Here is a 25062-nt window from a genome sequence, read left to right on the forward strand (position 1 = left end):
TTTGTACTTGGAAATCATGGACCTTCGGTCCTTGGCGACAAAGGAGGCCCGGCAAGCCGCCCTGGAGGGAGAACAACACCGGCTTAAAAGCTCGGTGCATGCCTTGGCTTCCGCCCTTGACGACGTAGCATTCACTGCAACCAACCAGGAAAAAGCCTTGGCCGATATCATCGCCCCCATCCGCTTTGGCGAAAATGACATCGGCTACTTCTTCATCGTTCGGGACACATCCATCGTGGCTCATGCCACAAATCCCAGCCTCACGGGAAAGGACATGGTCCGGGTCAAGGACCCGGACGGAGTGCACTTTGTCAGGGAATTGCACAATGAAGCGAGAAGCGGCGGTGGCTTCGTTCGATACATGTGGGAAAAGCCAGGCGAAGGGCTCCAGCCCAAGTTGTCCTACGCAGAGATGATACCAGGGACCGACATGTGGCTGGCTTCCGGACTTTACTTGGACGACATCGATCGTTTTGTTGAGACCATGACCGATGAAATCAACGCCTCTGCCGACAAAACGATACTTGTTGTTGGGGCATTTGTTCTGGCCGCCTTGCTCCTCTTGGTCCTACCTCTGTGCGTGGCCGTGGTGCGCAGCATTATCCGCCCCCTCAACGACACCGCCAATGTGGCCGCCCGCATAGCCGACGGCGACCTGGACGTGGAACTGGACCCGCGCGGCAAGGACGAGATAACCGGCATGGTGAGCACTCTGGCCAGAATGGTGGACAACCTTCGTGATAACCTTGAGAAAATGGAGGAAAAAGAGCGCGACGCCCAGGAGAAGGCCGAGGAAGCCGAACGCATGGCCGCCGAGGCCGAGGCAAAGGGTAAGGCCGAGGCTGAAAAGTGTGACCGGCTGATGCAGGCCGCTCAACGCCTGGGCACGGCCGTGGACCGGTTGGCCTCCGCTTCCGAGGAGATATCAGCTCAATCTGAGCAACTGCGGGTCGGGGCGGAGCACCAGCGCCAGCGCATGACCGAGACTGCCACCTCCATGGAGGAGATGAACACCACCGTGCTTGAAGTGGCCAACAACGCTTCCACAGCGGCCGACCGGACCAACTCTTCCCAGCAGAAGGCCACCGACGGCAAAGAAATTGTCCGCCAATCCCTCCAGTCCATGAACCGACTTGAGCAGATCGCCGCAGAACTCAAGGAAAACATGGGCAGCCTGGGCCAGAAGGCGGATGACATTGGCCGAGTGATGCAGGTTATCAACGACATTGCCGACCAGACAAACCTGCTGGCACTCAACGCTGCCATCGAGGCCGCCCGCGCGGGCGACGCCGGGCGCGGCTTCGCCGTGGTGGCCGACGAGGTCCGCAAGCTGGCCGAAAAGACCATGGAGGCCACCAAGGAGGTCGGTGAGGTCATCCAGGGAATCCAGGAGGTTTCTCAGACCAACATGCAAAGCGTGGATCAGGCGGGAGAGGCCGTACGCGAAGCGGTGGAACTCGCCGGGCAATCCGACCAGTCTCTGGGCGAGATTGTTTCCTGGGCCGAGGAGGCCGCTTCCCAGGTTTCCTCCATTGCCACGGCCGCTGAACAGCAGTCCGCCGCCTCGGAGGAGATCAACAGCTCGGTCTCCGAGGTTAACCGCATTGTAGAGGAAAACGCCACGGCCATTTCCGAAACGGACAGAGCAATCCAGGACATGGTTGAACTGTCTACCGAGATGCAGGAGTTGGTGGATGTCCTCAAGCGTGAGGGTGGCCAAATCTGCGAAACCTAACGAACCAACGTTCAGCAAATCACCAGCGGGGCGGCCATGCGGGCCGCCCCGCGACCACCTCCCCTCCGCTCTCCCGTTTCCTCCCCGAAAAAACCCCTTGCCTCCCCACCCGCTTCCGGTATGGAGGTATCAGGGAACAAAGCCTTGACCCCCGGCGCATGCCGGGGCCTGGAGGGAGCGAGCCATGCAGACCGTGTTGGAAAAGCCCCGTATCGACCATGCCACGCCCCCGCCCCTGACCATGGAGTCCCTGGCCGCCAAGGGGCCCATTCTGGCCTGGCTGCCCGATAAGGGCGCCGTGGTCGTGTGGGAGGACCACCAGGACCTGCACCTCTACACCCTGTGGCCCCAGGCCAAGCAGCAGTGGCGCAGGGACGCGGACAGGGCGCTCTTTTCCCACACCGAGCGCCGCGCTCCAAAAGGAGTGAAAATCCGGGACATGGCCTACGAGGCCCGCGGATGGGCCCTGGCCTGGATGGACGAGTTGTAGCCGCTCCACGGACTAACGCGGAAAACGCGTTGTCCTCGCCGGGAAAGGGCTTTATCCTTGCCCGAGGAGGGGACGTGAACCATGGAAGAGTTTGAACCACCCGCCGCCGGCGGGAACGCCCTGTCCGGGCTGGATGTCCTCGTGGTTGGGGGCGGCCCGGATTCGCGTTCCCGTCTGCGGCGTTTTCTCACCTCGCTGGTCGCCTCGGTGCGCGAGGCCGGGGACGGGGCGGAGGGGCTGGAGGCCTTTGCCGCCCGCCCCTCCGGGGCGGTGCTGGTCGATATTTCCCATCCCGGCATGGGCGGCCTGGAAATGGTCCGCCGCATCCGATCGGAATCCCGGGACATGCCCGTCATCATCCTGGCCGATGACCCCGGCGCGGAGGAGATGCGCCAAGCCTTGCGCCTGGGTGTAAGGGACTGTTTGCTCCAGCCGGTGAGCGGAGACGACTTGCTGGCCGCGCTCGCCCAAGCCGCGAACGACAACCCGCGGCGGGAAGCGGGCTGGCGCATGCTGGCCGACCATCCCGGCGCGGGGCTCTCCCTGCGCGACGGGGACGGAAGGTTGCGCCGCGCCAACCGGGCCTTTTGCGACATCCTGGGCTTCGATTCGCCCGAAGAGGCGGTGGACACCCTGCGCAACATCGACCAGCAGCTCTACGCCTCGCCCGGCCGCTCGGCCGAGGTGGCCGCCTCGGCCGAACCCATGGTCTCCCAAGTCTACGGCCGCGACGGCGACGCCCTGTGGGTCTCCGAAAGCCTGCGGCCGGTGGAGGTGGACGGCCGGACATTTCTGCAGGGCGTCATGGTGGACGTGACCTCGGCAAGAGAGGCTGAGGAGAGCCTCTCCGCGACCCTGCGGATGTTTCAGAAGGTGCTGGACACCACGCCGGACGCGGTGGTGGTGCTGGATACGGAACACCAGGTCATCCTGGCCAACGACGCCTTCGCCGCCGACTTGGGGCTGGACAAGGAGGACGCCCTGGGCCTCCCAGTGGAGGAGTTCCTGACCCCGCTGGCGGACGAGGACGACGGGCGGACGGAGGGTTCGCACCTGGACGCCTTCTTCCACAGCCCCAGGGAGCACAACCTGGTGCTGTCCGACGCCTCCGGCATGTTACGACTGGGCACGTTGAAGCCCTTCTACGGCGAGGACGACGATTTGCTGGGAGCGCTTCTGCAACTGCGCAAGGAAGAGTTGACCGGACTGGCCGGGTAGCGGGACACGGGGAACCACACCGTGCGCAAACACCAGTTCGCCAAGTCCGACTGCAACTGCCACAAGCGGGCCACGGTCTACGCCTGCCGCCACTGCGGCGCGCTGGAGTACAAAAGCCCGCGCGAATTGCGCCGCCTCTCCAAGCGGGACGCGACCTGCCCCTCGGAGGAAGCGCCCCGCGCCACCTCCCAGGAGGTGCTCAAGGCGGGCTTCGGCGGGGTTTTCGACTGCCTTGTCCCGGAGGAGGGGAACTGAGCGGCCCCCGGGCGGGGAATGGCCGCGCCCGCCCGGCGGAGGCAAAGCGCGAAAAATAGGCGGGAGGCCCACGCCCCCTCCCTGCCAGGCGATTTCCGGGCTCAATTCCGCCGTCGCCGCCACCACATGAAGAGCATACGGACGAAGGCGGCCCAGGCCAGTCCCACCACCCATCCGGCCAGCACGTCCGTGGGATAGTGCTTACCCAAATAAACCCTGGAATAGCCGGTGACGGCGGGCAGGGCCAGCAGCCACGGGCGGGTCTGGGGGATGAGGAACATCACCGAGGAGGCCGCGGCCATGGTGTTGGCCGCGTGGGCGGACGGGTAGGAGGAGCCGCAGCCGGGCTTGCGGGAGAACCCGGCCGGCCTCTTCTGCCAGACGCCGTCCTCGAAGAAGCGGGTGTGCGGAAGGGTGTTGAGGGGCCGCGCGCGGCAATTGGCGTCCTTGAGGTGCTTGGTGGAGAAGTCCGCCGCCCCCACGGCCAGGGGAATGAGCAGCAGCGGCAAGGCGCTCCGCACCCCCTTTCTCCAGACGTACAGGGCCAGGACCAGCCCCCCCAGCGCCCAGGCCAGCCAGGCCTCGGACACGGCCAGCATGAGCCAGTCCGCGGCCGGGGCGTGACGTGTGTTGATCCAGGTGAAGAGGGCCTGGTCCCAGGCGGGCGTGACGAACATCTACAGACCCAGGTCCTGGTTCACGAGCACCACGTGGATGCGCCCCTTGGGGAAGCACTTCTCGTGGATCGTCCACATGTTGCAGATGCGGTCCGGGGAGGAGCAGTCCTCGCAGCGGGCGGTCTTGACGCAGGGGGTTTTCTTGTCCAGGCGCATGGCGTTGGGCGGCGCTGCCAAGTCCTTGGTGCGGCACATGGCCTCGTCGAGGGTGGGGGTGAGCTTGTTGTACCCGGCGACGACCACCACGTGCCTGGGGCCGAAGGTCATGGCGGCCACGCGGTTGCCGATCATGTCCAGATTGACCAGCTGCCCCGCCTCGGTGACGGCGTTGGTGCCGGTGAAGTAGAGGTCGCTGAGCAGGGCTTGGCGGCGGCGCTCGATGTTCTCCTCGTAGGGAAGGGACTTGTCGAAGCCGTTGATGGCCTCCATGTCCGAGCCGCGCAGGTCGTCCATGAGGCCAGTGGCGGCCAGGGACATGGAGCCGCCCCAGGAAACGATGCGCGGGGCGGGGTCCAGGGAGGGGATGATGGTCGAGAGGACGACCTGCCTCGCCTCCTCGGCGGTATCGGTCACGCGGGCCTGGAAGTTGTTCCTGCGCAGGGCGTCGGCCGCTTGGTCCAGGCGGGCGCGCCGGAAATGTTGCAATGCGTTCTCCATGAAACTCTCCTTGCGGTTTGTGGACGGGGAGGATAGCGTGCGCTCCGTCCGTGTTCAAGGAAATCAATCGAACCGGACGCGGCTCCCTTGACTTCTCCCCCGGGAGGGGCTAGAGAACTGCGTTCGATTTTTTGCCAGGAGCGAAGAAAGCGATGAAACGCACGTATCAGCCGAGTAAGATTCGACGCAAAAGGACGCACGGCTTCCGGGCCCGCATGAAAACCCGGAGCGGCCGGGCGGTAATCCGCCGCAGGCGGGCCAAGGGTCGCAAGAGATTGGCGGTTTAGGGCTGGCGAAGGAGCATCGCCTCCTCGCCCGGCCCCAGTTCCAGTTTGTCTTTGACCGGGGCCGGAAGTTTTTCAGCCGAAATTTCGTCGTCTTCGCCCTGCCGCGCGAGAGCGGAACGTGGCGCTTGGGGCTGACCGTCACCCGCAAGACGGGGTCGGCACCCAAGCGGAACCGAGTCAAGCGAGTCATACGGGAATTTTTCAGGCTGCATCAGCACGAATTCGACGCGCCCGTGGATGTCGTTGTGGTTCCCAAGCGGAAACTCGATCCCGCGGCCGTCGGGCTGGACATGGTGACGGAAGAGTTGTTGCCCATCATGCGGCGCGTCAGCCGCCAGGCCGTCGCCGACGGGGACGGGGCCTAGCCTCGTGCGGTCCCTTCCGTACCTGCTCGTCCGGTTCTATCAGCTAGCCGTTTCCCCGTTGACCCCGCCGGGTTGCCGATTCCAGCCCACCTGCTCCGAGTACGCCAGGCAGGCGCTTGAGGTGCACGGTTCACGGCGGGGCGGCATGCTCGCCCTCGGAAGGCTCCTCAGGTGCCACCCGTTCCGCCGCGGCGGGTACGATCCCGTACCACCCCCCTCCCCGGGGGACGACGGCCGAAGGCGCCAAGAAAAGAGAGTCTTCCGTGGATAGCAAACGGGTTGTCATAGCCACCGCCCTGTCCTTCGTCATCATCCTGGTCTGGAGCCTGTACTTCTCGCCGGAACAGGCGCCCCAGCCCCAGCAACCGCAACAGCAGCAAGCCCAGCGGCAGGCCGACCCCGGGGCGGACACCGGCTTGCCCGCCACCCAGCCCGACCGCTCCATGCCGGAGATGGACCTGGTGCGGGCCGAGGGCGAGCGCATCACCGTCAACACCCCGCTCTACAAGGCCGTGCTGAACACCGGCGGCGGTCTGCTGGAGCGGTTCTCCCTGCGCGACTACAAGGAATCCATCAAGCCCAATTCGGCCGACGTGGACCTCGTCTCCGAGAGCGCCATGGCCAAGGCGCCGCTGGGCCTCATCTGGATCGGCCGTCCCACCTGGACAGAGGGCAAGTGGTCTTTCGACGGCTCCGACCTCGAGCTCTCCGGTGACGAAACCGGCACCATGCGGCTGGTCTGCGACCTGCCCGACGCCCGGCTGGTGCGCAGCCTGACCTTCCACGCCGACTCCTACCTCGTGGAGGAGGACGTGCGGGTCATCTCCCGCACCGAGGCGCCCCTCGAGGGGCGCCTGGCCTTCACCCTGGCCTCCTCCGGGCTGGCGGGCGACGACAGCAGCCGCTACAACAACGACCGGATAGCCTGGCTGGCCAACGACTCCATGGACGAGGAGGACGACGAGGACGACCTGCGGGAAGGGCTGCTGGTGGACGGCGACGTGCGCTGGGGCGGTCTGGGTTCCAACTACTTCCTGCTGGCCCTGGCCCCGGAAACCTCCGGCGCGGTGTTCAAGGCCAAGCGGAGCTCCAAGATCTACCGCCTTGCCGCCGAGCGCTCCGGCATCAGCCTGCCTCCCGGGGGCGAGACCACCGTGTCCAACTCCTACTACCTCGGCCCCAAGTCCGAGGAGGAACTGGCCGCGGCCGGGCACGGCCTCGGGCGTTCCATCGACTACGGCTTTTTGCACGTCATCGCCGCGCCCCTGGTCACGGTGCTGAAGGTCTTCCACGGCTTCGTCGGCAACTGGGGCGTGGCCATCATCCTCCTGACCATCGTCATCAAGATCATCTTCTGGCCACTCTCGCAGAAGTCCTACAAGTCCATGGAGAAGATGAAGAAGATCCAGCCGATGATGACCAAGCTGCGGGAGAAGTACAAGGACGACCGCGAGCAGCTGAACAAGGAACTGATGCAGCTCTACAAGACCTACAAGGTCAATCCCGCGGGCGGTTGCCTGCCCATGCTGCTGCAGATCCCCGTCTTCATCGGACTCTACGAGGCGCTGCTGACCTCCATCGAGCTGCGCCACGCGGCCTTCATCGAGTACGTGCCCTTCACCGACCTGCCGTGGCTGGTGGACCTCTCGGCGCGCGACCCCTATTTCGTAACCCCCCTGATCATGGGCGCCACCATGTTCCTCCAGCAGAAGATGACCCCTTCGCCGGGCGATCCGACACAAGCCAAGATCATGATGCTCATGCCGGTCGTCTTCACCGGGCTCTTTTTGACCTTCCCGGCGGGCCTGGTCGTCTACTGGCTGACGAACAACGTGCTCTCCATTGCCCAGCAGTGGATGATCCGCAGATCGTCGGCGGCCTGAGCGGGGCCTGACAAGGAGCAAGGCCTATGAGCGAGTACAAGGAGTTCACAGGCAAAGGACTGGATGAGGCCATCCAGTCCGCCTGCGACCATTTTGGATTGGAACGCAACAAACTGGAAATCGAGATCCTGTCCGGCGGCTCGTCCGGTATTTTTGGGCTGGTGGGCAAGAAAAAGGCCGTTATCAAGGCCCGGCCGCGCGGCCAGGTTTCCGTACCCGAGGAAGAAAAGGGCGAGGGCAAGTCCCGCGGCCGCCGTCCCCGCGGCAAGGGCGGCAAGCCCAAGAAAAACGAAGCCGCCCCGCCGAAAAAGGACGAGGCAAAACCGCCCAAGCGGGACGAGGCCAAGCCACCAAAAAAAGAAGCGGCCAAGGCTCCGAAAAAGGAGAGCGCGGCTCCCCCCCAGCGGGACGTGGACGCGCCTCCAGCCGCCGAGGAGTCCTCTCCCCAGGCCGTTGACGAGACACGCCCTCCGGCTTCGGACGAGGCCGCCCTTCCCGTTCCGGAAGAGCGTTCCGCTCCCCAGCCGAAGGAGCAAGCCGCGCCCCCCGCCTCCACCGGCACGGATTACGAGGATGAGGAGCCGGAGGAAGAGAACTTCAACCGCTGGCCCGAGGACATGGAGCGCCCCCTTGACGACAAAGAGCTGGAACAGCTCATCAAGGAGACCGTGACCATCCTCATCAAGCCCATCGTGGGCGAAGTGCCCGTCGAAGTCATTCAGACCAAGGACCGCATCAAGGTCGTGGTGGACGACGAGGAACAGGCCGGATTGCTCATCGGCCGCGAGGGCCAGACCATCAACGCCCTGCAGTACCTGACCAACCGCATCGTGGCCAAGCAGCGCGACGAGCAGATCAAAATCCAGCTCGACGCCGGCGACTACCGCGAGCGGCAGGACGACAAGTTGCGGCAGATGGCCATGTACCTGGCGGACAAGGCCAGGACACAGAACCGCCCCCAATCCACCAAGCCGCTGTCCTCCTACCACCGCCGGGTCGTCCACTTGGCCCTGCAGGCGGACGAATCGGTATCCACCCGATCCAAGGGGGACGGGCCGCTGAAGAGGGTCCTCATCAGTCCCAAGCGGGAGCGGGGACGCCAGCAACAATAATCAAGGGGGCCCGCGGGCCCCCTTTTTCGTGGAGCCATGCAAAAGCAGCGCGCCGAAACCATCGTGGCCCAGGCCACCCCGCCCGGACCGGGAGGCGTCGGCGTGGTGCGCCTTTCCGGGCCGGACGCCCGCGAGATCCTGGCCTCCCTCTTCCACCCGGCGCATTCGGGGTTCATCGGGTTCCGGCCGCGCTTCATGCACCACGGGGAATTGCTGGACCGCGGGGGGCGTGCCGTGGACGAAGTGCTGGCTGTGTTCTTCCCCGGTCCCGCCTCCTTCACCGGCGAGGACGTGGCCGAGCTGCATTGTCACGGCTCCCCGGCCGTGCTGCGCGAAGCGGTGGAGGCGGCCCATGCCGCCGGGGCGAGACCGGCGGAGCGCGGCGAGTTCACCCGCCGGGCCTATCTCAACGGCAAGCTGGATCTGGCCCAGGCCGAGGCCGTGGCCGAACTCATCGCCGCCCCCGGCAGGGAGGCGGCTGAGCAGGCCAGCGCCAGGCTGGCCGGAATGCTGTCCGGCAGGGTGGACGCCCTGCGCGAGGAGTTGGTCCACTTGCGCACTGCGTTCTGCTTGGCCGTGGACTTTCCAGAGGACGAGGTTGAGTGCGCCCCGCCGGACAAGATCGGCGGCAGACTGCAGAGCGTGCTTCAGGAAGTGCGAAGGCTGACCTCGGCCGCCGGGCGCGGCAAGCTGGTCCGCGAGGGGGCGCTGGTGGTGCTGGCGGGGCGCGTCAACGCGGGCAAGTCCAGCCTGCTCAACGCCCTTCTCGGCCGCGAACGGGCCATCGTTTCCGAGTGCCCCGGCACCACCCGGGACTACCTGGAGGAGGCCTGCCTGCTGGACGGCCTGCCCGCGCGTCTGGTGGACACGGCAGGCCTGCGCGAGACCCAGGGCGAGGTGGAGCTGGAGGGCGTGCGCCGCTCCCGGGAACTGCTGGATGCGGCCGACCTGGCCCTGCTGGTGCTGGACGCCTCTGCCCCTCCCTTTGCGGCGGAGGCGGCCCTGGCCGAGGAGCTGGGCCCCTCTCGCTGCCTGGTGGTGATGAACAAGGCGGACCTGCCGGGCGCGGTCGACGAGCCGCCGCCGGAGTTTTCGGGATTCCCCTGGGTGCGTGTCTCGGCCCGGAGCGGTCGCGGACTGGACACGCTTTCCCGCGCGGCCAGGGAAATGGCCGAGGGCTCGGCCGGAGCGGCCGAAGCGGCCGAGGTGGCCCCCAACCGGCGGCAGGCGCGGGCCCTGGAGCGGGCCGCCGTGGAACTGGAAGAGCTGCTCCGCGACCAGTCGGCCGGGGTGCCGCCCGACCTGCTGGGCGTACGGCTGGAGTCGGCCTGTGCCGCCCTGGAGGAAGTCAGCGGCCGGATCGCTCCGGAGGACGTCCTGGAGGAGGTATTCACCTCCTTCTGCATCGGCAAGTAATCATTTCGCCGCGCCCGGCCGTATGCCAAGCTGCCCAAAACGCCAACACGGGGGATGCATGACCACGGCGCAAGCGCGAGCCCAGGCCTACCTGGAGCACATCGATTTCGAGTTCACCGAAGCGGGCATGACGCCCGTGCTGACGGAGGACGCGCCGGATGAGCTGCTCGACTTGGCCCGCCGCGTGGCGGGGGGCACCGGAGCCGGGGAAATGGTGGTTCTCTTCGAGGCCCTGACCACCGTCTGCGAGGCGAAGGACCCCCTTCTCTGCGAAGTGGACGAGAAGGTCTGCGGCCTGGACGCCTACCACCGGCTGGTGGAGGAGCTGACGAGGGGCGGCTGAACCCGCTCAGGCGTTGCCGCGCCTGGGCTCCTCTTCGGTTTCGAAGAGGGGGTCCAGCGCGCCGCCGAGCAGGCGGTTGACCACGTGCAGCACGGCGCCAATGAGGCGGAGGGGAACGTTTCGTGATGACATACGGTTTTTTCCCGAACGGGAAGCGACTCTTTAGGTCATCAACCCCGGTTTGACAACCCCTTTTTCAAGCGTTGCGAAAAGCGGCTTTCAGGAGCACAACATGCGAATGCGCGCTTTCGGCCGGTTACATCCCTTTCGCGGCCCCGCCTGGCCCGCTCTGGCCCTGGGCGTGGTGGCCCTGGTCATCTTTCCCCTGGCCCTGAACTTCGTGGTGCTGCCCCACTTCGCGGACACCGTCCGCTCCGGGGCGGAGGTCCAGTCAACCCGTCTGGCCAACCACCTGGCCGACGAGATCCACCTCAGCGAATGGTTGCGCCTGGGCAAGGACGCGCCGCCCCCAGGGACCATATTCTTCCTGCGCGGATTCATGGACGACCTGGGCGTCAACCGGGTCAACTTCTATTCCGCCGATGGGCGCCTGACGCTCTCCACGTCCGAGAAGCCTCCCTCGGCGCACATCGAGCAATCGGTGCTTGATGCGGGAATCCGTTCGGGCAAGGCCTTCTCCAGCTTGGTGCGCAAGGAGGAAGCCACAGCGGAGGGCGAGCGCTGGCAAGGCGGCGTGGTGGAAACCTACGTGCCCGTCATGGAGGGAGACCGCTACCTGGGCGCGCTGGAAATCTATCTGGATGTGTCCGCCCAGATGGCCACCCTGAACCAGGCCACCCGGCAACTGACAGTGGCCTCCCTCGGCGCCGGGGTGGTCCTGCTGCTGACCCTGGCCCTTCTGGCCAGGCGGGCCGCCGCGGGCGAGGTCGCCGTGCGGGAGTCGGAACAGCGCTACCGCAACCTCCTGGAGCAGGCCTCGGACGGCATCTTCCTCTTCACCCCGGACGGCGAACTGCTGGAAGCCAACCAGGCGGGCCGGGAAATGGTCGGGGTCAAACGCGGAGAATCCCCGGACGTCAACCCGGCAGGGATTTTCGAGGTACCGGACTGCGACATCCCGGGCTGGTGCTTCGCCGAGCTCGTAACCGGACGGGGCGTCACCCGGGAGGGCCGCCTTCTCTCCAGGCAGGGGGAACCGCTGGAGGTGGAAATCAACTTCAAGCGGCTGGCCGAGGACCGCGTACAGGCCATCGTCCGCGACATCACCCGCCGCAAGGAGGCCGAGGCCGAGGTCCGGCGGCAGCTCTCCTTCCTGCAAACCCTCATCGACGCCCTGCCTCAGCCGGTCTTCTACAAGGACACCCGGGGCGTCTACCAGGGCTGCAACCTGGCCTTCGCAGACATGCTGGGCGTGACCCGGGATGAGGTTGTGGGCCGCACCGCCAGGGACCTGTCGCCGCCCGAAACAGCCGAGGCCTACGAACGACAGGATGAGGAACTGTTCCGCGAGTTCGGCTACCGGCAGTATGAACTCACGGTCGAGGACGACCAGAGGCGGGAGCGCGACGTGCTCCTTTCCAAGGCCGCCTACACCGACGCCGAAGGACGGCTGGCCGGGCTGGTGGGCCACTTCCTGGACATCACCGACCGCAAGGACGCCGAGCGGGCTCTGCAGCAGGCATACTCCCTGTTGGAGGACAAGGTGGAGGAACGCACCCGCCGCCTGCGCGAGGCCAACCAGGAGTTGACCCGGGAAATCGGCGAGCGCCGGGTGGCGCAGCAGGAATTGCAGCTCATGGGCCGGGTCTTCGAGCACTCCCTGGACGGCATCACCATAACCGACGTGGACGGGACCATCCTCCAGGTCAACCCCGCCTTCACCCACATCACCGGCTACACCGAGGACGAGGTGGTGGGGAAGAACCCCCGCATCCTCAAGTCCGACCGTCACGGGCCGGAGTTCTACAAGGAGATGTGGCGCTCCCTGCTGGAGACCGGGACCTGGGAGGGCGAGATATGGAACCGCCGCAAGTCCGGTGAGGCCTACCCCGAGTGGCTGTCAATCTCCGCCTTGAAGAACGCCGAGGACGAGACCACGCACTACGTGGCCGTCTTTCACGACATCACCGAAATCAAGCGCTCCGAGGAGCTGCTCAAGCACCAAGCCTACCACGACGCCCTGACCGGCCTGCCAAACCGGCTGCTGCTGCTTGACCGCCTGGACGTGGCCATCCAGCACGCCCGGCGTCAGGACGAGCGGCTGGCGCTCATCTTCATGGACCTGGACAACTTCAAGAACATCAACGATTCCATGGGCCACTCCTTCGGCGACCTGCTGCTCATGGCCGTGGCCCACCGCCTCAAGGGCGTGCTGCGGGAGCAGGACTCCGTGGCCCGCCTGGGTGGGGACGAGTTCGTGGTCATGGTGGAGGAGGTGCGGACGGACAACGACCCCATGGTGGTGGGCGAGCGCATCATGGACGCCTTGCACGTCCCCTTCCAGATCAAGGGGCGCGACATCTACGTCACCGGGTCGGTGGGCGTGACCTACTACCCCGAGGACGGCGACACGCCGGAAAGCCTCATCAAAAACGCGGACACGGCCATGTACCGGGCCAAGGAGGCCGGCCGCAACCAGATACGCCTCTTCACCCGGGCCATGAACGAGCGCGCCCTGCAGCGCCTGGAACTGGAGCGGGCCATGCGGCGGGCCATCGACAACGAGGAGTTCGAGGTTTTCTACCAGCCCAAGGTGCACGCGGCCACGGGCGGCATCATCGGCATGGAGGCGCTGGTGCGCTGGCGTCGGGAGGACGGCTCCCTGGTCTCCCCGGCGGACTTCATCCCCCTGGCCGAGGAAAACGGCATGATCGCCTCCATCGACGCCCAGGTGTTGCGCAAGGCGCTGGCCGATACCCGCGCCTGGCACGACGCGGGCCACGGCCACCTTGCCGTGGCCGTGAACCTCTCCGCGCGGCAGCTGCAGAACCCCGCCCTGCCCGAGAGCCTGGGACAGGCCATCCGCGAATCCGGGTTGGACCCCTCACTGGTGGAGTTCGAGATCACAGAAACGGCCATCATGACCAGCGTGGAGCGCGGGGTGGAGACCCTCAGGCGCATCCGCGAGACCGGCGCCCACATCGCGGTGGACGACTTCGGCACCGGCTACTCCTCGCTGTACTACCTCAAGCGGTTCCCCATCCGGGGTCTGAAGATCGACCGTTCCTTCACCCGCGACCTGACGCACGACCCGGACGACGCGGCCATCGTGCGGGCCATCATCTCCATGGCCCGCTCCCTGGGGCTGCACGTCACCGCCGAGGGCGTGGAAACCGCCGACCAGATGCACGCCCTGCGCAAGCTTGACTGCGACTTCCTGCAGGGCTACCTGCTGGCCAGGCCCATGCCCCCCGAGGAATTCGCCACCCTGTTGGAAAAAGGCGGCAGGCTGGCCGGAAGCCTCTTCACGCCAGCGTGAGGTTGATCTCCAGGCGGGAGATGTTCACCTCCGCCAGGGTCACGGTCACCTTTTGCCCCAGCTTGTACTGCTTGCCGGTGCGCTCGCCCAGCATCATTTGCTGTTCCGGCAGGAAGGCGTAGTAGTCGTCGGTCATGGTGGAGAGGCGCACCAGCCCCTCGGCCATGACCTCGTTCAGCTCCACCCAGAAGCCGAAGTCCGCCAGGGAGTTGATGACGCCGGTGAAGGTCTGGCCCTCCTTGTCGCGCAAAAAGAGCACCGTCAGCCGCTTGAGGATCTCCCGCTCCGCCTCCATGCCCACGCGCTCCTGCGCGCTGAGGTGCGCGCCCAGGTCCTTGAGCTTCTTGTGACCCATGGCCTGGCCGCCGGGCAGGTCCAGCACGCGCTTCAGGGCGCGGTGCACCTGCAGGTCGGCGTAGCGGCGGATGGGCGAGGTGAAGTGGCAGTAGCACTCGCTCGCCAGCCCGAAGTGCCCCTCGTTGGTGGGCTCGTACTTGGCCTGCATCATGGTGCGCAGGGTCAGCCGCGAGACCATGAACTCCATGTCCGTGTCCTCGGCCTCGTGCAGCAGCTGCTGCAGCCCCTTGGGGTCGATCTCCCGGGGCAGCTTGTCCACCATGTCCGTCTTGCTGAGGACCTTGTAGAGGTTGCGCACCTTCTCCTGGTCCGGCTCGGGGTGGATGCGGTAGAGCAGGCCCGCCCCCTTCTCCGTGAGGAACTCGGCCACGGCCTCGTTGGCAGCGATCATGAACTCCTCGATGATCTGGTGGGCGAAGTGGCGCACCTTGGGGCGGATGTCCACGGTCTCGCCGTAGATGTTGAAGAGGATCTCCGGCTCGGGCAGGTCGAAATCCAGGCTGCCCCGAGCGTTGCGGCGGGCGTTGATCTTGCGGGCCAGCTCCTCGGCCAGCTCCAGCATGGGCAGCACCGGCTCCAGCCGCAGCCGCTCCTCCTCGTCGCGGTCCAGCACCGCCCGCTTCACCTGCTGGTAGGTCAGCCTGGCATGGGAGGAAATGACCGCCTGGTGAAAGCGGCTGCCACGTGGCTTGCCGCCCTCGCTCATCTCGATCTCCGCCACCATGGACAGGCGCGGTGTGTTGGGATTGAGGGAGCACAGTCCGTTGGACAGCGCCTCCGGGAACATGGGCTCCACCGATTGTGGGAAATAGTAGGAGTTGGCGCGTTCCCGCGCCTCCTGGTCCAGGCCGGAGCCTGGGCGCACGTAATGGGCCACGTCCGCGATGGCCACCCACAGCGTGTACCCCTTGTCCTTCCGCTCCACGTAGACGGCGTCGTCAAAGTCCTTGGCCTTGGCCCCGTCGATGGTCACGAAGGGCAGGTCCGTGAGGTCCTTGCGTCCGGCCTTGTCCGCCTCGCCCGGCTCGGCGGGCAGGTCCTCGGCCTCTTGCACCACGGCCTCGGGGAACTTGGTGGGCACGCCCTTGTTGGACTTGACCAGGGACTCCTGCACGGCCACGTCGTCCTCCGGCCCGATGACCTCCAGCACCTCGCCGCGCCACAGTTCGCCCTCGATCTGCTCGTCCGGGGCAAGGGTGACGATGGTGCCCTTGGGCGGCTCCTCCTCGAAGGGGGCCATGAAGCGCACCGGCTGGCGGGGGTCGGTGGGATGGCAGAGGTACAGCCCCCGTCCCAGGGGGCGCTCCACCCGACAGGGCATGCGCTCCTGGCCTCGCTCCAGCACCCGCGCGATGCGCCCCTCGGGCGAGGCCTTGCGGCCCTTTTCGCGGGTGATGACCACAGCCACACGGTCGCCGTTCCAGGCGTCGCCGAAATCCTTGGGGTTGATGAAAATGTCGCGGCGGCGCTTGTCCTCGGGCGTGACGAACCCCACCCCGGAGCGGGTGATCTCCAGGGTGCCCGTCTGCATGCGCATGTTCTCCATGAGCCCGAAGACGTTGCGTTTAGTGCGGATGACCTTGCCCTCGTCCTGCAACTGGTCGAGGGTGTCCATCAGGCGGCCCTTCTGCTGCTTGGGAAGCTTCAACGCGCTCAGCAGATCGGACAGGCTCAGGGGGCGTCCGGCGTTGCGCAGCGCGCCCAAAACGTCCTTGGGAGAGGGGCCGCCCTTGCCGCCTGGCTTGCCGCCCTTGCCCCGGGGCTTGCCTCCGGGCTTACCGCCTTTGCCCTTGGGAGCGCCGCCTTTCGGCATGTCCTTCCCCTTGGCGGGCTTGTCCGCCTGTTCCTGTTTGGGCTGGTTGGCGTCCTGTCCGTTGTTCCGGCTCTTGCCGCCTTGCTTTTTCCTTCTGGCCATATGCGAAAAATCCTTACTGTTTCTCGGCCCGCTCTACGCGGCCGCGCAAAAATTGATCGAAATCATCGTCCCCGATCACCGGGGAGGAAATATCCACTTTGGTAACACAAGAAACGCCCCCGGAAAACGGGGGCAGCTTGACCGCGTCCTTGGGCGTGACCACCACCCTGGCGCAGCCGCGCCGGGCCGCCTCGGCCCGGATGGCCCGCACCGTGTCCGCGTCCATGGTGTGATGGTCGGCGAAGGCCATGATTCCCTCGGGCGGGTAGCCCAGGTGCTCGCTCACCGTGGCCTCCACCTGGCCCGGATGGGCCACGCCGCAGGCCAGCAGGTACGGTTCGCCGCCCAGGTCGGCGGTCTCGCCGCCCTCTTCCGGGTCCAGCGACCGGAACCCGCGCACGCGCAAATGGAAGGTCCAGCAGGGAGCGTCCAGCTCCGCCAGCCGCTCGCGGACCAGGTCGGCCAGGGCCCCGGGGTCGGCCCCGGGCTCCAGCTTCACCAGGAAGGCGTCCGCCCGGCGCAGGGCGAAGGCCCCCTCGCGCCAGTATCCGGCCGGGAACACCCTCCCCCAGTCCGCGGTCAGGTCCACGGGACGCAACAGGCAGAGGTTGGCGTCGCGGGCCACGCCCAGGTGCTGGAAGCCGTCGTCCAGCAGGTAGAGGTCGGGGCGGAGGTTCTCCGCCGCCCATTGCCCCCCGCGCGAGCGGACAGGGTCCACCACCACGCTGGCCGAGGGGTGCTCCCTGGCCAGCATCAGCGGCTCGTCCCCCGCCTCGTCCGGCGGGCTGTCCGGCCGCACCAGGTAGTGCTCCCCAGGCGGCGCGGCCCGGTAGCCCCGGGTCAACACGCAGGGCGAGCGGCACCACGACTCGGCCAACTCAAGCAAGCGCCCCACCATGGGGGTCTTGCCCGTGCCGCCCATGCTGATGTTGCCCACCGAAACGCACGGAGCGGGCGGCCGCCAGACCGGCTTGCGGCCCGAGGCGTAAGCGCGCTCCCGACGGCGCATCCACTGGGAGTACAGCGATCCCATGGGAGCCAGGAGCGGCCCCAGGGTTTTCTGGATGGTCTGCAGTCTGTCCATGCAAAGGAAAAGGGCCGGTCCCGCGCGGAACCGGCCCTTTGACGAGTCGCCTACTCGCGCCCTCCGGAGAAAAGGCTCAGCAGCATGATGAACAGGTTGATGAAGTCCAGGTACAGCCTGAGCGCGCCGTTGATGGTGGCTCGCTGCACCGCGGCCTGGTCGTCCGGGGCCACGTCGCCCATGACCCGCAGCTGCTGCGTGTCGTAGGCGGTCAGGCCGGTGAATACCACCACCCCGATGCCGGAGATGACGAAGTCCATGGCCGCGCTCTGCAGGAAGATGTTCACCACCATGGCGATGATTATGCCGAACAACCCCATCATCAGGAAGCTGCCCCAGGAGGTCAGGTCCTTCTTGGTGGTCAGGCCGTAGACGCTCATGGCGCCGAACATGCCCGCCGTGGTGATGAAGGCCTTGAAGATGTCGCCCATGGGGTAGACGTAAAAAATGGTCGCCAGCAAGAGGCCCATCATGCCCGAGTAGAGCAGGAAAAGCCCCGAGGCCATGGCCGGAGCCAGCTTGTGCACGGCCGCGGACAGCACGATGACCAGGGCGAACTGGCCGATGACCAAGCCGATGAGGCCCACCCCGCTGCCCAGAATGTTCTGCATGACGAACTGCGATTGCGCCCCGTACCAGGCCACCAGGGCGGTGATTGCCAAGCCGCCGCTCATCCAGGCGTACACGCCCCGCATGAAGGCGTTGACCACCTCAGGGGTGGCGCGGGTGCGCTGGCGCACGCCCCCGGCCGCGTATCCGAAACGATTCATGGTTGTGCTCCTTGTGCGTCGATACGTTCAACCTTACTCATATAATGCCCCGGGCATCCAACGCAATACTTATCCCAACCGCCCGAAAGCCATGGCCGCCACGTTCAGGGCCACAAGCACCAGCCCCTCTCTCCGGCCGATGCGCCAGCCCGTGCGCATGAAAACCAGCACCAAGGCCACAACCCCCAGGTTGAACCAGACCACCGCCTGGGCAGAGGGCGAAACATCCAGCGGCCGCAGCATGCAGGTCAGCCCCAGCACCCCCGCGAAGTTGAACACGTTGGAGCCGATGAGGTTGCCCAGAAGCATGTCGCTGCGCCCCTTCAAGGCGGCGGAAAGGCATGTCACAAGCTCCGGCAGGCTGGTGCCGAAGGCCACCAGTGTCATGCCGATCCACCATTCGCTCACACCCAGCCCCCGGGCGATGGACGAGGCCGACTCCACCATCAGGCTGCCGCCCAGGGCCACCCCGGCGAACCCGGCCAAAAGCCGAGGATAGTCCCACCAGCGCACTTCGCGCGCTCCCGGAATATCCTGCACCGCCGACCGCGTGCGCAGCAGAATCAGCACATACCCCAACAAGAACAGCAGAAGGACCAGCCCCCCGCTGGGGCCCAGCCAGCCGAAACGAACCGCCATGCCCACCGCCGCGGTCAGCCCCAGCAGCAGCATGCCGTCGCGGTACAGCACCACCTTGCCCGCGCCCACCGGCCGCACCATGGCCACCAAACCCAGCACCAGGCCCAGATTGTAGAAATTCGACCCCACAACGTTGGACAGGGAAATATCGGCCAGGCCGCGAATGGCGGCCGTGATGGTCACCAAAAACTCCGGCGCGCTGGTCCCGAAAGCCACCACCGTCAAGCCGATGGCCAACTCCGACACCCCGAACCGCCGGGCCACCGCCGAAGCGCTCTCCACGATCCAGTCCGCGCTGAACCACAACAAGCCAATGGCTATGAGCAAAAAGACAGCATCGGTCACGAGGCCAGCACCTACGGCATGGACGGGCGTGAAGCAAGAAAAAGCGGAGGCGGGGGAAGCTGGAGGGAAAAGAGGGAGGATTTCGCCCTGCGGGCGACCAGGGCCTGCTCGGCCCTGGACCCGAGGCAAACTAAGTTTGCATATGTACCGCGTGTTGGCGCGAGGTGGTGCGCGGGAAGGGAGTACTACGGCGAACCCGCGATTGCTTGGCTATTTCACCCGGTAAATCCCAGTCCCGACCGTTTGGCTTCAGATGCGATGAACACGGGATTGGGCCACGGTCTCCCGGCTCCCGCCTGCTTGTACCCCGCTCCCGAGCGAAGCGAGCGATAAAAGGTTTGGCGGAAGGAGGATGAGGGTGCGGGAGAAGGAGGAAACCGCTTTTCCCAAAAGGGGTTTCCTCCTTCTCCCGCTGCCCTGAACACACACCCCTGTACTGCCCCCGGTTTAGCAAGCCTTTTTTAAGAGAGTCCGCGAGTTGATCAGTTCCTGCTCGGTTGTCACCGGGGTTTTATACCCCAGCGCCGAGTGCAGGTAGCCTTGGTTGTATTCTTCGATCCAGGAGCCCAAGGCTTGGCAAAAGGCCGTCGGGCTACGCCATTCATTAATCCAGACCAGCTCTTCCTTCATGGTGCGCATGAAGCGCTCGGTGTCGGCATTGCCTTTTGGGTTGTTGTAGCTGGTGAAGGCGAGTTTGATGTCCATGACGCGGCAAGCCTTCATGAAGCTCGCCGAGGTCGGCTGGCAGCCGTTGTCGGCCATGAGATGAAGACCGCCGTCGCGCACGCCTTCGGGGAACTGCCTGCCGACAGCCGCGTTGAGCGCCGAGAGCCAATGCCACGCCTTGGCCTGGTCGCCGGCGTAATGGCCGACGACCTTCTTGGTGCGCCAATCAAGCACAATGACCACGTACAGCCAGCCGTAGCCGTCAATCTTGATTTTGGTCATGTCGATACCCCACCACTCGTTGGGTCGCGTGGGCCGGGGCTTGACGCCGGTCGGCCTGCGTTTGGCCTTGAGTCGCAGGTTGGGCTTCACCGTGAGGTCATGCTCGCTCATGAGCCGGTAGACGCGATTTTTGCCGACGACTACGCCGTCCACGAAGCGCAGAAACGCCCAGACCCGACGGTATCCCCAGAACGGATGGTCGGCCTTGATGCCGCGAATGCGGGCCAGGAGGTCGGCGTTGCGCTCGGCGACCTTTGCATATGGTCCACGCTTCATCCGAACGGCCCGCTTTTTTTTAGCTCAATGGTCAACTCACCGATCAGGCTTTTGAGCTTCATGTTCTCGCGCTCAAGCTTGGCCGTACGCTGTGCGCCGTGCTCGGTCTCGAACGCTTTGTGCGCCTGGGCAAGGAATTGATCGCGCCACTTGTAGTACTGGTTCTGCGAGATGGCGTACTCGGCGCACACTTCGCCCACGGGTCGTCCTCGAAGGCCTTCGAGGACGACCCGAGTCTTCTGCTCCGGGGTCCACTTCCGTCGCTTCATGGCAAACCTCCTGCCTGTTGAGAAGCCACGGACTTCCACTTAAATCAAGGCTGTTTCAAACTGGGGGCAGGATACCCCCGCCAGCCACCATCCGTTCCCTTGCCACCAATTTCCGCCACCATTTCCTCCCCTGAATCCCTTTGACATCCAGTGTGTGTGCTATACAAAGTGAGTCGGTTAAGGTTTTCGATCAGTAACGCCAACCGGTATTGGGGAGATATGAGCGCCGAGCCCAACAAGATCATTTATTCCATGTCCCGGGTTTCCAAGTATTACGAGAAGAAGCCCATTCTGAAGGACATTTCCCTGTCGTATTTCTACGGCGCCAAGATCGGCGTCATCGGCCTGAACGGGTCGGGCAAGTCTTCGCTGCTGAAGATCCTCGCGGGCGAGGACGACGATTTCCAGGGCACCACCGACTGCGCCCCCGGCTACACCATCGGCTACCTGGAGCAGGAGCCCCTGCTGGGCGAGACGCGCACCGTGCGCGAGGTCGTCGAGGAAGGCGTCGGCGAGGTGGCCGATCTGCTCAAGGAATTCGAGGAGATCAACGCCAAGTTCGCCGAGCCCATGGACGACGATGAGATGCAGAAACTCATCGAGCGCCAGGGCGAGGTGCAGGAGAAGCTGGACGCGGCCGACGCCTGGGACCTGGACTCCCGCCTGGAGCAGGCCATGGACGCCCTGCGCTGCCCCCCCGGCGACATGCCCCTGGACAAGGTCTCCGGCGGCGAGAAGCGCCGCGTGGCCCTGTGCCGCCTGCTGCTGCGCAAGCCGGACATCCTGCTTCTGGACGAGCCCACCAACCACCTCGACGCCGAGACCGTGGCCTGGCTGGAGCACCACCTGCACACCTACCACGGCACCATCATCGCCGTGACGCACGACCGCTACTTCCTGGACAACGTGGCGGGCTGGATTCTGGAGCTGGACCGGGGCCACGGCATTCCCTGGAAGGGCAACTACTCCTCCTGGCTGCAGCAGAAAGAGGAACGGATGCGCCGCGAGGAGAAATCCGAGGCCAAGCGAGTCAAGACCCTCGAACGCGAGCTGGACTGGATCAAGCAGTCCCCGCGCGGCCGCCAGGCCAAATCCAAGGCCCGCATCAACAAGTACGAGGAACTGCTCAAGGAAGGCGTGGATAAGCTGGCCGAGGACCTGGAAATCTACATTCCGCCCGGACCGCGGCTGGGCAAGAAGGCCATCCAGGCCAACGGCGTCTGCAAGGGCTACGAGGACCGCCTGCTCTTCGAGAACCTCGACTTCACCGTGCCCCCCGGAGCCGTGGTGGGCATCATCGGCCCCAACGGCGCGGGCAAGACCACCCTCTTCCGGCTCATCACCGGCAGGGAGGAGCCCGACTGCGGCGAGATCGACCTGGGCGAGTCCGTGAAGCTGGGCTACGTGGACCAGACCCGCGACGCCCTGGACGACGACAAGCCAGTGTGGGAGGTCGTGGGCGAGGGCCGCGAGGTCTTCACCCTGGGCAACCGCGAGATCAAGACACGCTCCTATCTGGGCCGCTTCAACATCAAGGGCGCGGACCAGCAGAAGAAGGTCGGGGTCCTTTCCGGCGGTGAGCGCAACCGCGTCTTCCTGGCCAAGATGCTCAAGTCCGGCTGCAACGTCCTGCTTTTGGACGAGCCCACCAACGACCTCGACGTGAACACCATGCGGGCGCTCGAGGAAGCCATCCTCAACTTCGCCGGCTGCGTCATGGTCATCAGCCACGACCGCTGGTTCCTGGACCGCACCTGCACACACGTGCTGGCCTTCGAGGGCGATTCTCAGGTAGTCTTCTTCGACGGGAACTTTTCCGAGTACGAGGAAGACAAGAAGCAGCGCCTGGGAGAGGAAGCCCTGCAGCCGCACCGCGTCAAGTATCGCAAGCTCACCCGCTAAAGCGGACTATGGGCCGGGCGGGGGAGCGGCCCCCCGCCCGGCGTCCCCGAGCAACCCCAAGCATCGTTTCAAGGAGATTTTCTATGTCCGATCTCGTGGCCGTTTATTGGGATTTCGAAAACCTGCACGCCGCCCTCTACGACCTGGAAAACGGCATCGGCTCCTACCGCCGCGACTGGCGCACCCGCCAACCGGAGCTGGTGGATATCGACGTCATCATGGAGTACGCCGCCTCCCTGGGCAAAGTGGTCATGAACAAGGCCTACGCCAACTGGAGCTTCTTCTATTCCTACTCCCGCAAGCTCCAGGAACACTCCATCGACCTCATCCATCTCTTCCCGCGCGGCTCCCACGCCAAAAACGGCGCGGACATCCGCCTCTCCCTGGACGTGGTTGAAGACGTCTCCCTCCTCTCCCACATTGACAAGGTCCTCATCGTGGGCGGCGACTCCGACTACGTCTCCGTGGCCCAGAAGGTCCGCTCCAAGGGCAAGGAGATCATGGGCCTGGGCGAGGAGAACTCCACCAACTTCTTCTGGGTCAAATCCTGCAACGAGTTCAAATACTACTTCAGCCTGGTCAAGAAACTCGCCCCGGAACGCAAGACCGGCCTGACAGAAATGCTCCCTGTCGAGGACGACCTCACCGAAGCCCACAAACTGCTGCGGCAGGCCGTGGTCAACATCATGTCCCGCACCGGCGGCGGCTACGCGCCCAAGGATTCGGTCAAGCCCGTCATGCAGCGGCTCGACCCCTCCTTCGACCCCACCGACTACGGCTTCGACGACTTCGATTCCTTCATCCAGTCCGCACCCTTCCTGGACATGCGCGATGACCCCGGCGGCGAGCAGGTATTCCTCAGCGAACCCGCCGAGGACGCCGAGCCCCAGCCCCATTCCGCCCACGCCGTCCAGCCCCACGGCGACGACGTGCAGTCCGTCCTGCGCCGCCGCAAAATATTCCTGCCTCACCCCTCCATCTTCTACGACGGACTCCTGGCAGCCCACACCCTGCTGCTCAACCACACCTACCCCAGCTTCGACTCCTTCATCGACGACCTGCTCAAGGAAATGCAGAAAATCGACGAGGACGCCCGGCGCAACGAGGCCGTCTCCCTCCACCGCCTCATGTTCAAGTCCTACTCCTTCCACCTGGACAAACAGGCCGGGACCATCGGACTCGCCCCCTCCTCCCAAACCTTCGACGCCTTCCTCAACAACATCATCTTCATGCTCACCCGCGTCCTGCGCGAAGAAATCGGTGACGAACTCACAACCAAAGACCTCATGGAAAACATCTGCCAAGACGAACGCTGCCGACACAACTTCGAACGAGCCATCGAAAGCGTCAGCGAATAACGGGAAGCGAGAGACGACAACCAGCCGCCTTGTTCCGGGGCATCCGCCCCGGAACAAGGCGGCTTTTTTTATGGGGAAGAGAAGAAAGATTTCGCCCTTCGGGCGACCAGGGGCTACGCGCCCCCTGGACCCTGCGGCAAAATAATTTTGCATTTGTATTCGCGTGTTGAGGAAAGGTAGCGAGTATGTCGGGGAGCACTCCGGCGAACTCGTTACGGGGGGAAATCCGCTCCTTGCTTCGCAGGTTGGCCCTCTATTTTGGGTTATTGGAGCCAAACACCGCGCCCATGAACGAGAGAGTCCAACCAACGGGACCCTGGTTATACCCGCCTCCCACACCACGCCGCAGCATATTCGCGGACTCCTCCCGGAACGTACCCTGACTCCCTCCATCACGCGTCACAAAGTGCAGAAATTATTTCTGCCGCGGGTCCAGGGCCGCGCAGGCCCTGGTCGCCCGCAGGGCGAAATCTTCTTCCCCCCTCTACAATCCAAAAAGTGACAGAAAGCCGCTTTTTCCGAGGATTTTTTTGAGTCGTTCGGGGTTTTGGTGCGGTTGTGGTGGTGTGGTGCGCAGGAGGTGGTTGAGTTCGGCGGGTTCGGCGGGTGGTTGTCCGGGGAGGGAGTTGGCCAGGCAGCCAAGGGCGTTTTCCTGGTGCGCGTCGGTGTTGGTGAGCCGGACGAGGTCGAAGTCGCGGGCGGCTTGTTCGTAGAGTTCGGCGTTGGCGGGTTGTGCCTGGCCGTTGTTCCAGGTGGGTTTGGTTTTGAGGATGTTGATGGAGTTGACTTCCACGCCGTCGGCGAAGGCGAGGACGGATTCCAGGTCGGCTGTGCGGCGGTCCTGGTAGCGGAAGGGGTGCGCCACGAAGAGGAAGCAGTCGTCGCGCATGGGGCGGAGTTGTCGTTCCAGTTCGTCCAGTCCCAGGAAGGGCCGGGGGCGGAACTCCGTGGCGGGCGAGGCGCCGCGCGGTGTGAGCACGACCATGTCGAAGCCTTCGGCCACGGTTACTTCGATGCCGGGGTAGAGGCGGAGTCCGGGGAAGTGGCGCATGAGGGCGTCGATCTCCGCTTGCCCGGCCAGGTAGTGGTGGTCGGTAAGGGCCATGGCGTCCAGTCCGGCGGCGGAAGCGGTGGCGCAGGCCTTGTAGGCGGTCATGACGGAGCAGGGGGAGTGCTCGGAGGTGTGCACGTGGCAGTCCAGCAACATTGCCGCATGGTAGCACGGGCGGAGGGAAGGTCAAAGGCGCGGGACGGGCATGCGCGAGGTTTCAATCTTGCTATTTACAACCATGAAAAATTGTCTCTTGTTGTAGACTAAATGT

Annotated in this window: 24 protein-coding genes; 14 read left to right on the top strand and 10 right to left on the bottom strand. The window is 65.2% G+C overall.

Annotated elements, in window-relative coordinates; all coding sequences use genetic code 11:
- The first annotated feature begins 16 nt into the window (after window positions 1-16).
- The 4 genes from N911_RS0107085 (at window position 17) to N911_RS0107100 (ending at window position 3698) form a co-directional block, all read left to right on the top strand.
- Window positions 17-1735 (top strand): methyl-accepting chemotaxis protein, encoded by a 1719-nt coding sequence (locus tag N911_RS0107085; RefSeq protein WP_138774356.1) that lies wholly within the window; start codon window positions 17-19, stop codon window positions 1733-1735.
- 184 nt (window positions 1736-1919) lie between these two features.
- Window positions 1920-2225 (top strand): hypothetical protein, encoded by a 306-nt coding sequence (locus N911_RS0107090; RefSeq protein WP_029895695.1) that lies wholly within the window; start codon window positions 1920-1922, stop codon window positions 2223-2225.
- Window positions 2226-2306: 81 nt separating this feature from the next.
- Window positions 2307-3443, top strand: a complete 1137-nt coding sequence (locus N911_RS0107095) for a PAS domain S-box protein (RefSeq protein WP_029895697.1) — start codon at window positions 2307-2309, stop codon at window positions 3441-3443.
- 21 nt (window positions 3444-3464) lie between these two features.
- Window positions 3465-3698, top strand: a complete 234-nt coding sequence (locus N911_RS0107100; RefSeq protein ID WP_029895699.1) for a hypothetical protein — start codon at window positions 3465-3467, stop codon at window positions 3696-3698.
- Between the two features lie 101 nt (window positions 3699-3799).
- On the opposite strand, the gene N911_RS0107105 is transcribed toward N911_RS0107100, so the two are convergent.
- Together N911_RS0107105 and N911_RS0107110 are read right to left on the bottom strand one after the other, a co-directional pair.
- Window positions 3800-4375: a phosphatase PAP2 family protein gene (locus N911_RS0107105; protein WP_029895701.1), complete on the bottom strand. Its 576-nt coding sequence runs from the start codon at window positions 4373-4375 to the stop codon at window positions 3800-3802.
- Window positions 4376-5032: a lactate utilization protein gene (locus N911_RS0107110; protein ID WP_029895703.1), complete on the bottom strand. Its 657-nt coding sequence runs from the start codon at window positions 5030-5032 to the stop codon at window positions 4376-4378.
- 152 nt (window positions 5033-5184) lie between these two features.
- Between N911_RS0107110 and rpmH the strand changes: the two genes are divergently transcribed.
- Genes rpmH through N911_RS0107135 form a run of 7 tightly spaced genes read left to right on the top strand, consistent with a single transcriptional unit; the run spans window position 5185 to window position 10438 of the window.
- A complete protein-coding gene (gene rpmH / locus N911_RS17945) occupies window positions 5185-5319 on the top strand; it encodes a 50S ribosomal protein L34 (RefSeq protein ID WP_081859085.1) in 135 nt (44 codons plus the stop codon).
- A 2-nt stretch (window positions 5320-5321) separates the two neighbouring features.
- A complete protein-coding gene (gene rnpA / locus N911_RS0107115) occupies window positions 5322-5684 on the top strand; it encodes a ribonuclease P protein component (protein ID WP_051694028.1) in 363 nt (120 codons plus the stop codon).
- A 4-nt stretch (window positions 5685-5688) separates the two neighbouring features.
- Entirely contained in the window at window positions 5689-5955 is a 267-nt protein-coding gene (gene yidD / locus N911_RS17950) for a membrane protein insertion efficiency factor YidD (RefSeq protein WP_081859086.1), read from the top strand.
- Window positions 5948-7567 carry a membrane protein insertase YidC gene (gene yidC / locus N911_RS0107120; RefSeq protein ID WP_029895708.1) on the top strand — a complete coding sequence of 540 codons (1620 nt, stop codon included), beginning with the start codon at window positions 5948-5950 and terminating at the stop codon, window positions 7565-7567. Before yidD ends, yidC begins: the two co-directional genes overlap by 8 nt.
- Before the next feature lie 26 nt (window positions 7568-7593).
- On the top strand, window positions 7594-8679 hold the full coding sequence (gene jag, locus N911_RS0107125; protein ID WP_029895710.1) for an RNA-binding cell elongation regulator Jag/EloR: 1086 nt from the start codon (window positions 7594-7596) through the stop codon (window positions 8677-8679).
- 36 nt (window positions 8680-8715) lie between these two features.
- Window positions 8716-10095 carry a tRNA uridine-5-carboxymethylaminomethyl(34) synthesis GTPase MnmE gene (mnmE, locus tag N911_RS0107130; RefSeq protein ID WP_029895712.1) on the top strand — a complete coding sequence of 460 codons (1380 nt, stop codon included), beginning with the start codon at window positions 8716-8718 and terminating at the stop codon, window positions 10093-10095.
- A gap of 58 nt (window positions 10096-10153) precedes the next feature.
- Window positions 10154-10438 (top strand): hypothetical protein, encoded by a 285-nt coding sequence (locus N911_RS0107135; protein ID WP_029895714.1) that lies wholly within the window; start codon window positions 10154-10156, stop codon window positions 10436-10438.
- A gap of 6 nt (window positions 10439-10444) precedes the next feature.
- On the opposite strand, the gene N911_RS18990 is transcribed toward N911_RS0107135, so the two are convergent.
- On the bottom strand, window positions 10445-10570 hold the full coding sequence (locus N911_RS18990; protein ID WP_272913350.1) for a hypothetical protein: 126 nt from the start codon (window positions 10568-10570) through the stop codon (window positions 10445-10447).
- Between the two features lie 100 nt (window positions 10571-10670).
- Here N911_RS18990 and N911_RS17425 point away from each other — a divergent pair, with 100 nt between their 5' ends.
- Window positions 10671-13877 carry a sensor domain-containing protein gene (locus N911_RS17425; RefSeq protein WP_051694030.1) on the top strand — a complete coding sequence of 1069 codons (3207 nt, stop codon included), beginning with the start codon at window positions 10671-10673 and terminating at the stop codon, window positions 13875-13877.
- On the opposite strand, the gene rnr is transcribed toward N911_RS17425, so the two are convergent.
- From rnr to N911_RS0107175, 6 genes are all read right to left on the bottom strand, one after another.
- Window positions 13864-16149 carry a ribonuclease R gene (rnr, locus tag N911_RS0107150; RefSeq protein WP_051694032.1) on the bottom strand — a complete coding sequence of 762 codons (2286 nt, stop codon included), beginning with the start codon at window positions 16147-16149 and terminating at the stop codon, window positions 13864-13866. The genes N911_RS17425 and rnr overlap by 14 nt on opposite strands.
- A gap of 13 nt (window positions 16150-16162) precedes the next feature.
- Window positions 16163-17233: a tetraacyldisaccharide 4'-kinase gene (gene lpxK, locus N911_RS0107155; RefSeq protein ID WP_051694034.1), complete on the bottom strand. Its 1071-nt coding sequence runs from the start codon at window positions 17231-17233 to the stop codon at window positions 16163-16165.
- 50 nt (window positions 17234-17283) lie between these two features.
- A complete protein-coding gene (locus N911_RS0107160; protein ID WP_035104478.1) occupies window positions 17284-18003 on the bottom strand; it encodes a Bax inhibitor-1/YccA family protein in 720 nt (239 codons plus the stop codon).
- Between the two features lie 69 nt (window positions 18004-18072).
- Window positions 18073-18987 carry a calcium/sodium antiporter gene (locus N911_RS0107165; protein ID WP_081859087.1) on the bottom strand — a complete coding sequence of 305 codons (915 nt, stop codon included), beginning with the start codon at window positions 18985-18987 and terminating at the stop codon, window positions 18073-18075.
- Window positions 18988-19434: 447 nt separating this feature from the next.
- Window positions 19435-20211 (bottom strand): IS3 family transposase, encoded by a 777-nt coding sequence (locus N911_RS0107170; protein ID WP_051693969.1) that lies wholly within the window; start codon window positions 20209-20211, stop codon window positions 19435-19437.
- Entirely contained in the window at window positions 20208-20480 is a 273-nt protein-coding gene (locus N911_RS0107175) for a transposase (RefSeq protein ID WP_029895442.1), read from the bottom strand. The genes N911_RS0107170 and N911_RS0107175 overlap by 4 nt, the downstream gene beginning before the upstream one ends.
- Window positions 20481-20699: 219 nt before the next feature.
- Between N911_RS0107175 and ettA the strand changes: the two genes are divergently transcribed.
- A complete protein-coding gene (gene ettA / locus N911_RS0107180; RefSeq protein ID WP_029895724.1) occupies window positions 20700-22382 on the top strand; it encodes an energy-dependent translational throttle protein EttA in 1683 nt (560 codons plus the stop codon).
- 83 nt (window positions 22383-22465) lie between these two features.
- Entirely contained in the window at window positions 22466-23740 is a 1275-nt protein-coding gene (locus tag N911_RS17430) for an NYN domain-containing protein (RefSeq protein ID WP_051694036.1), read from the top strand.
- Window positions 23741-24224: 484 nt separating this feature from the next.
- On the opposite strand, the gene N911_RS0107195 is transcribed toward N911_RS17430, so the two are convergent.
- Window positions 24225-24947, bottom strand: coding sequence for a PHP domain-containing protein (locus N911_RS0107195; RefSeq protein WP_051694038.1), 723 nt, complete (start codon window positions 24945-24947; stop codon window positions 24225-24227).
- Window positions 24948-25062 lie beyond the last annotated feature (115 nt).

The sequence above is a fragment of the Desulfohalovibrio reitneri genome, assembly GCF_000711295.1.
GTDB lineage: Bacteria > Desulfobacterota > Desulfovibrionia > Desulfovibrionales > Desulfovibrionaceae > Desulfohalovibrio > Desulfohalovibrio reitneri.

Bases quoted from the DNA above. Each gene is read 5' to 3' on its own strand.
- N911_RS0107085 (WP_138774356.1), top strand. From the start codon at position 17: ATGGACCTTCGGTCCTTGGCGACAAAGGAGGCCCGGCAAGCCGCCCTG.
- N911_RS0107090 (WP_029895695.1), top strand. From the start codon at position 1,920: ATGCAGACCGTGTTGGAAAAGCCCCGTATCGACCATGCCACGCCCCCG.
- N911_RS0107095 (WP_029895697.1), top strand. From the start codon at position 2,307: ATGGAAGAGTTTGAACCACCCGCCGCCGGCGGGAACGCCCTGTCCGGG.
- N911_RS0107105 (WP_029895701.1), bottom strand. From the start codon at position 4,375: ATGTTCGTCACGCCCGCCTGGGACCAGGCCCTCTTCACCTGGATCAAC.
- N911_RS0107110 (WP_029895703.1), bottom strand. From the start codon at position 5,032: ATGGAGAACGCATTGCAACATTTCCGGCGCGCCCGCCTGGACCAAGCG.
- rpmH (WP_081859085.1), top strand. From the start codon at position 5,185: ATGAAACGCACGTATCAGCCGAGTAAGATTCGACGCAAAAGGACGCAC.
- jag (WP_029895710.1), top strand. From the start codon at position 7,594: ATGAGCGAGTACAAGGAGTTCACAGGCAAAGGACTGGATGAGGCCATC.
- mnmE (WP_029895712.1), top strand. From the start codon at position 8,716: ATGCAAAAGCAGCGCGCCGAAACCATCGTGGCCCAGGCCACCCCGCCC.
- N911_RS0107135 (WP_029895714.1), top strand. From the start codon at position 10,154: ATGACCACGGCGCAAGCGCGAGCCCAGGCCTACCTGGAGCACATCGAT.
- N911_RS18990 (WP_272913350.1), bottom strand. From the start codon at position 10,570: ATGTCATCACGAAACGTTCCCCTCCGCCTCATTGGCGCCGTGCTGCAC.
- N911_RS17425 (WP_051694030.1), top strand. From the start codon at position 10,671: ATGCGAATGCGCGCTTTCGGCCGGTTACATCCCTTTCGCGGCCCCGCC.
- rnr (WP_051694032.1), bottom strand. From the start codon at position 16,149: ATGGCCAGAAGGAAAAAGCAAGGCGGCAAGAGCCGGAACAACGGACAG.
- lpxK (WP_051694034.1), bottom strand. From the start codon at position 17,233: ATGGACAGACTGCAGACCATCCAGAAAACCCTGGGGCCGCTCCTGGCT.
- N911_RS0107160 (WP_035104478.1), bottom strand. From the start codon at position 18,003: ATGAATCGTTTCGGATACGCGGCCGGGGGCGTGCGCCAGCGCACCCGC.
- N911_RS0107170 (WP_051693969.1), bottom strand. From the start codon at position 20,211: ATGAAGCGTGGACCATATGCAAAGGTCGCCGAGCGCAACGCCGACCTC.
- N911_RS0107175 (WP_029895442.1), bottom strand. From the start codon at position 20,480: ATGAAGCGACGGAAGTGGACCCCGGAGCAGAAGACTCGGGTCGTCCTC.
- ettA (WP_029895724.1), top strand. From the start codon at position 20,700: ATGAGCGCCGAGCCCAACAAGATCATTTATTCCATGTCCCGGGTTTCC.
- N911_RS17430 (WP_051694036.1), top strand. From the start codon at position 22,466: ATGTCCGATCTCGTGGCCGTTTATTGGGATTTCGAAAACCTGCACGCC.
- N911_RS0107195 (WP_051694038.1), bottom strand. From the start codon at position 24,947: ATGTTGCTGGACTGCCACGTGCACACCTCCGAGCACTCCCCCTGCTCC.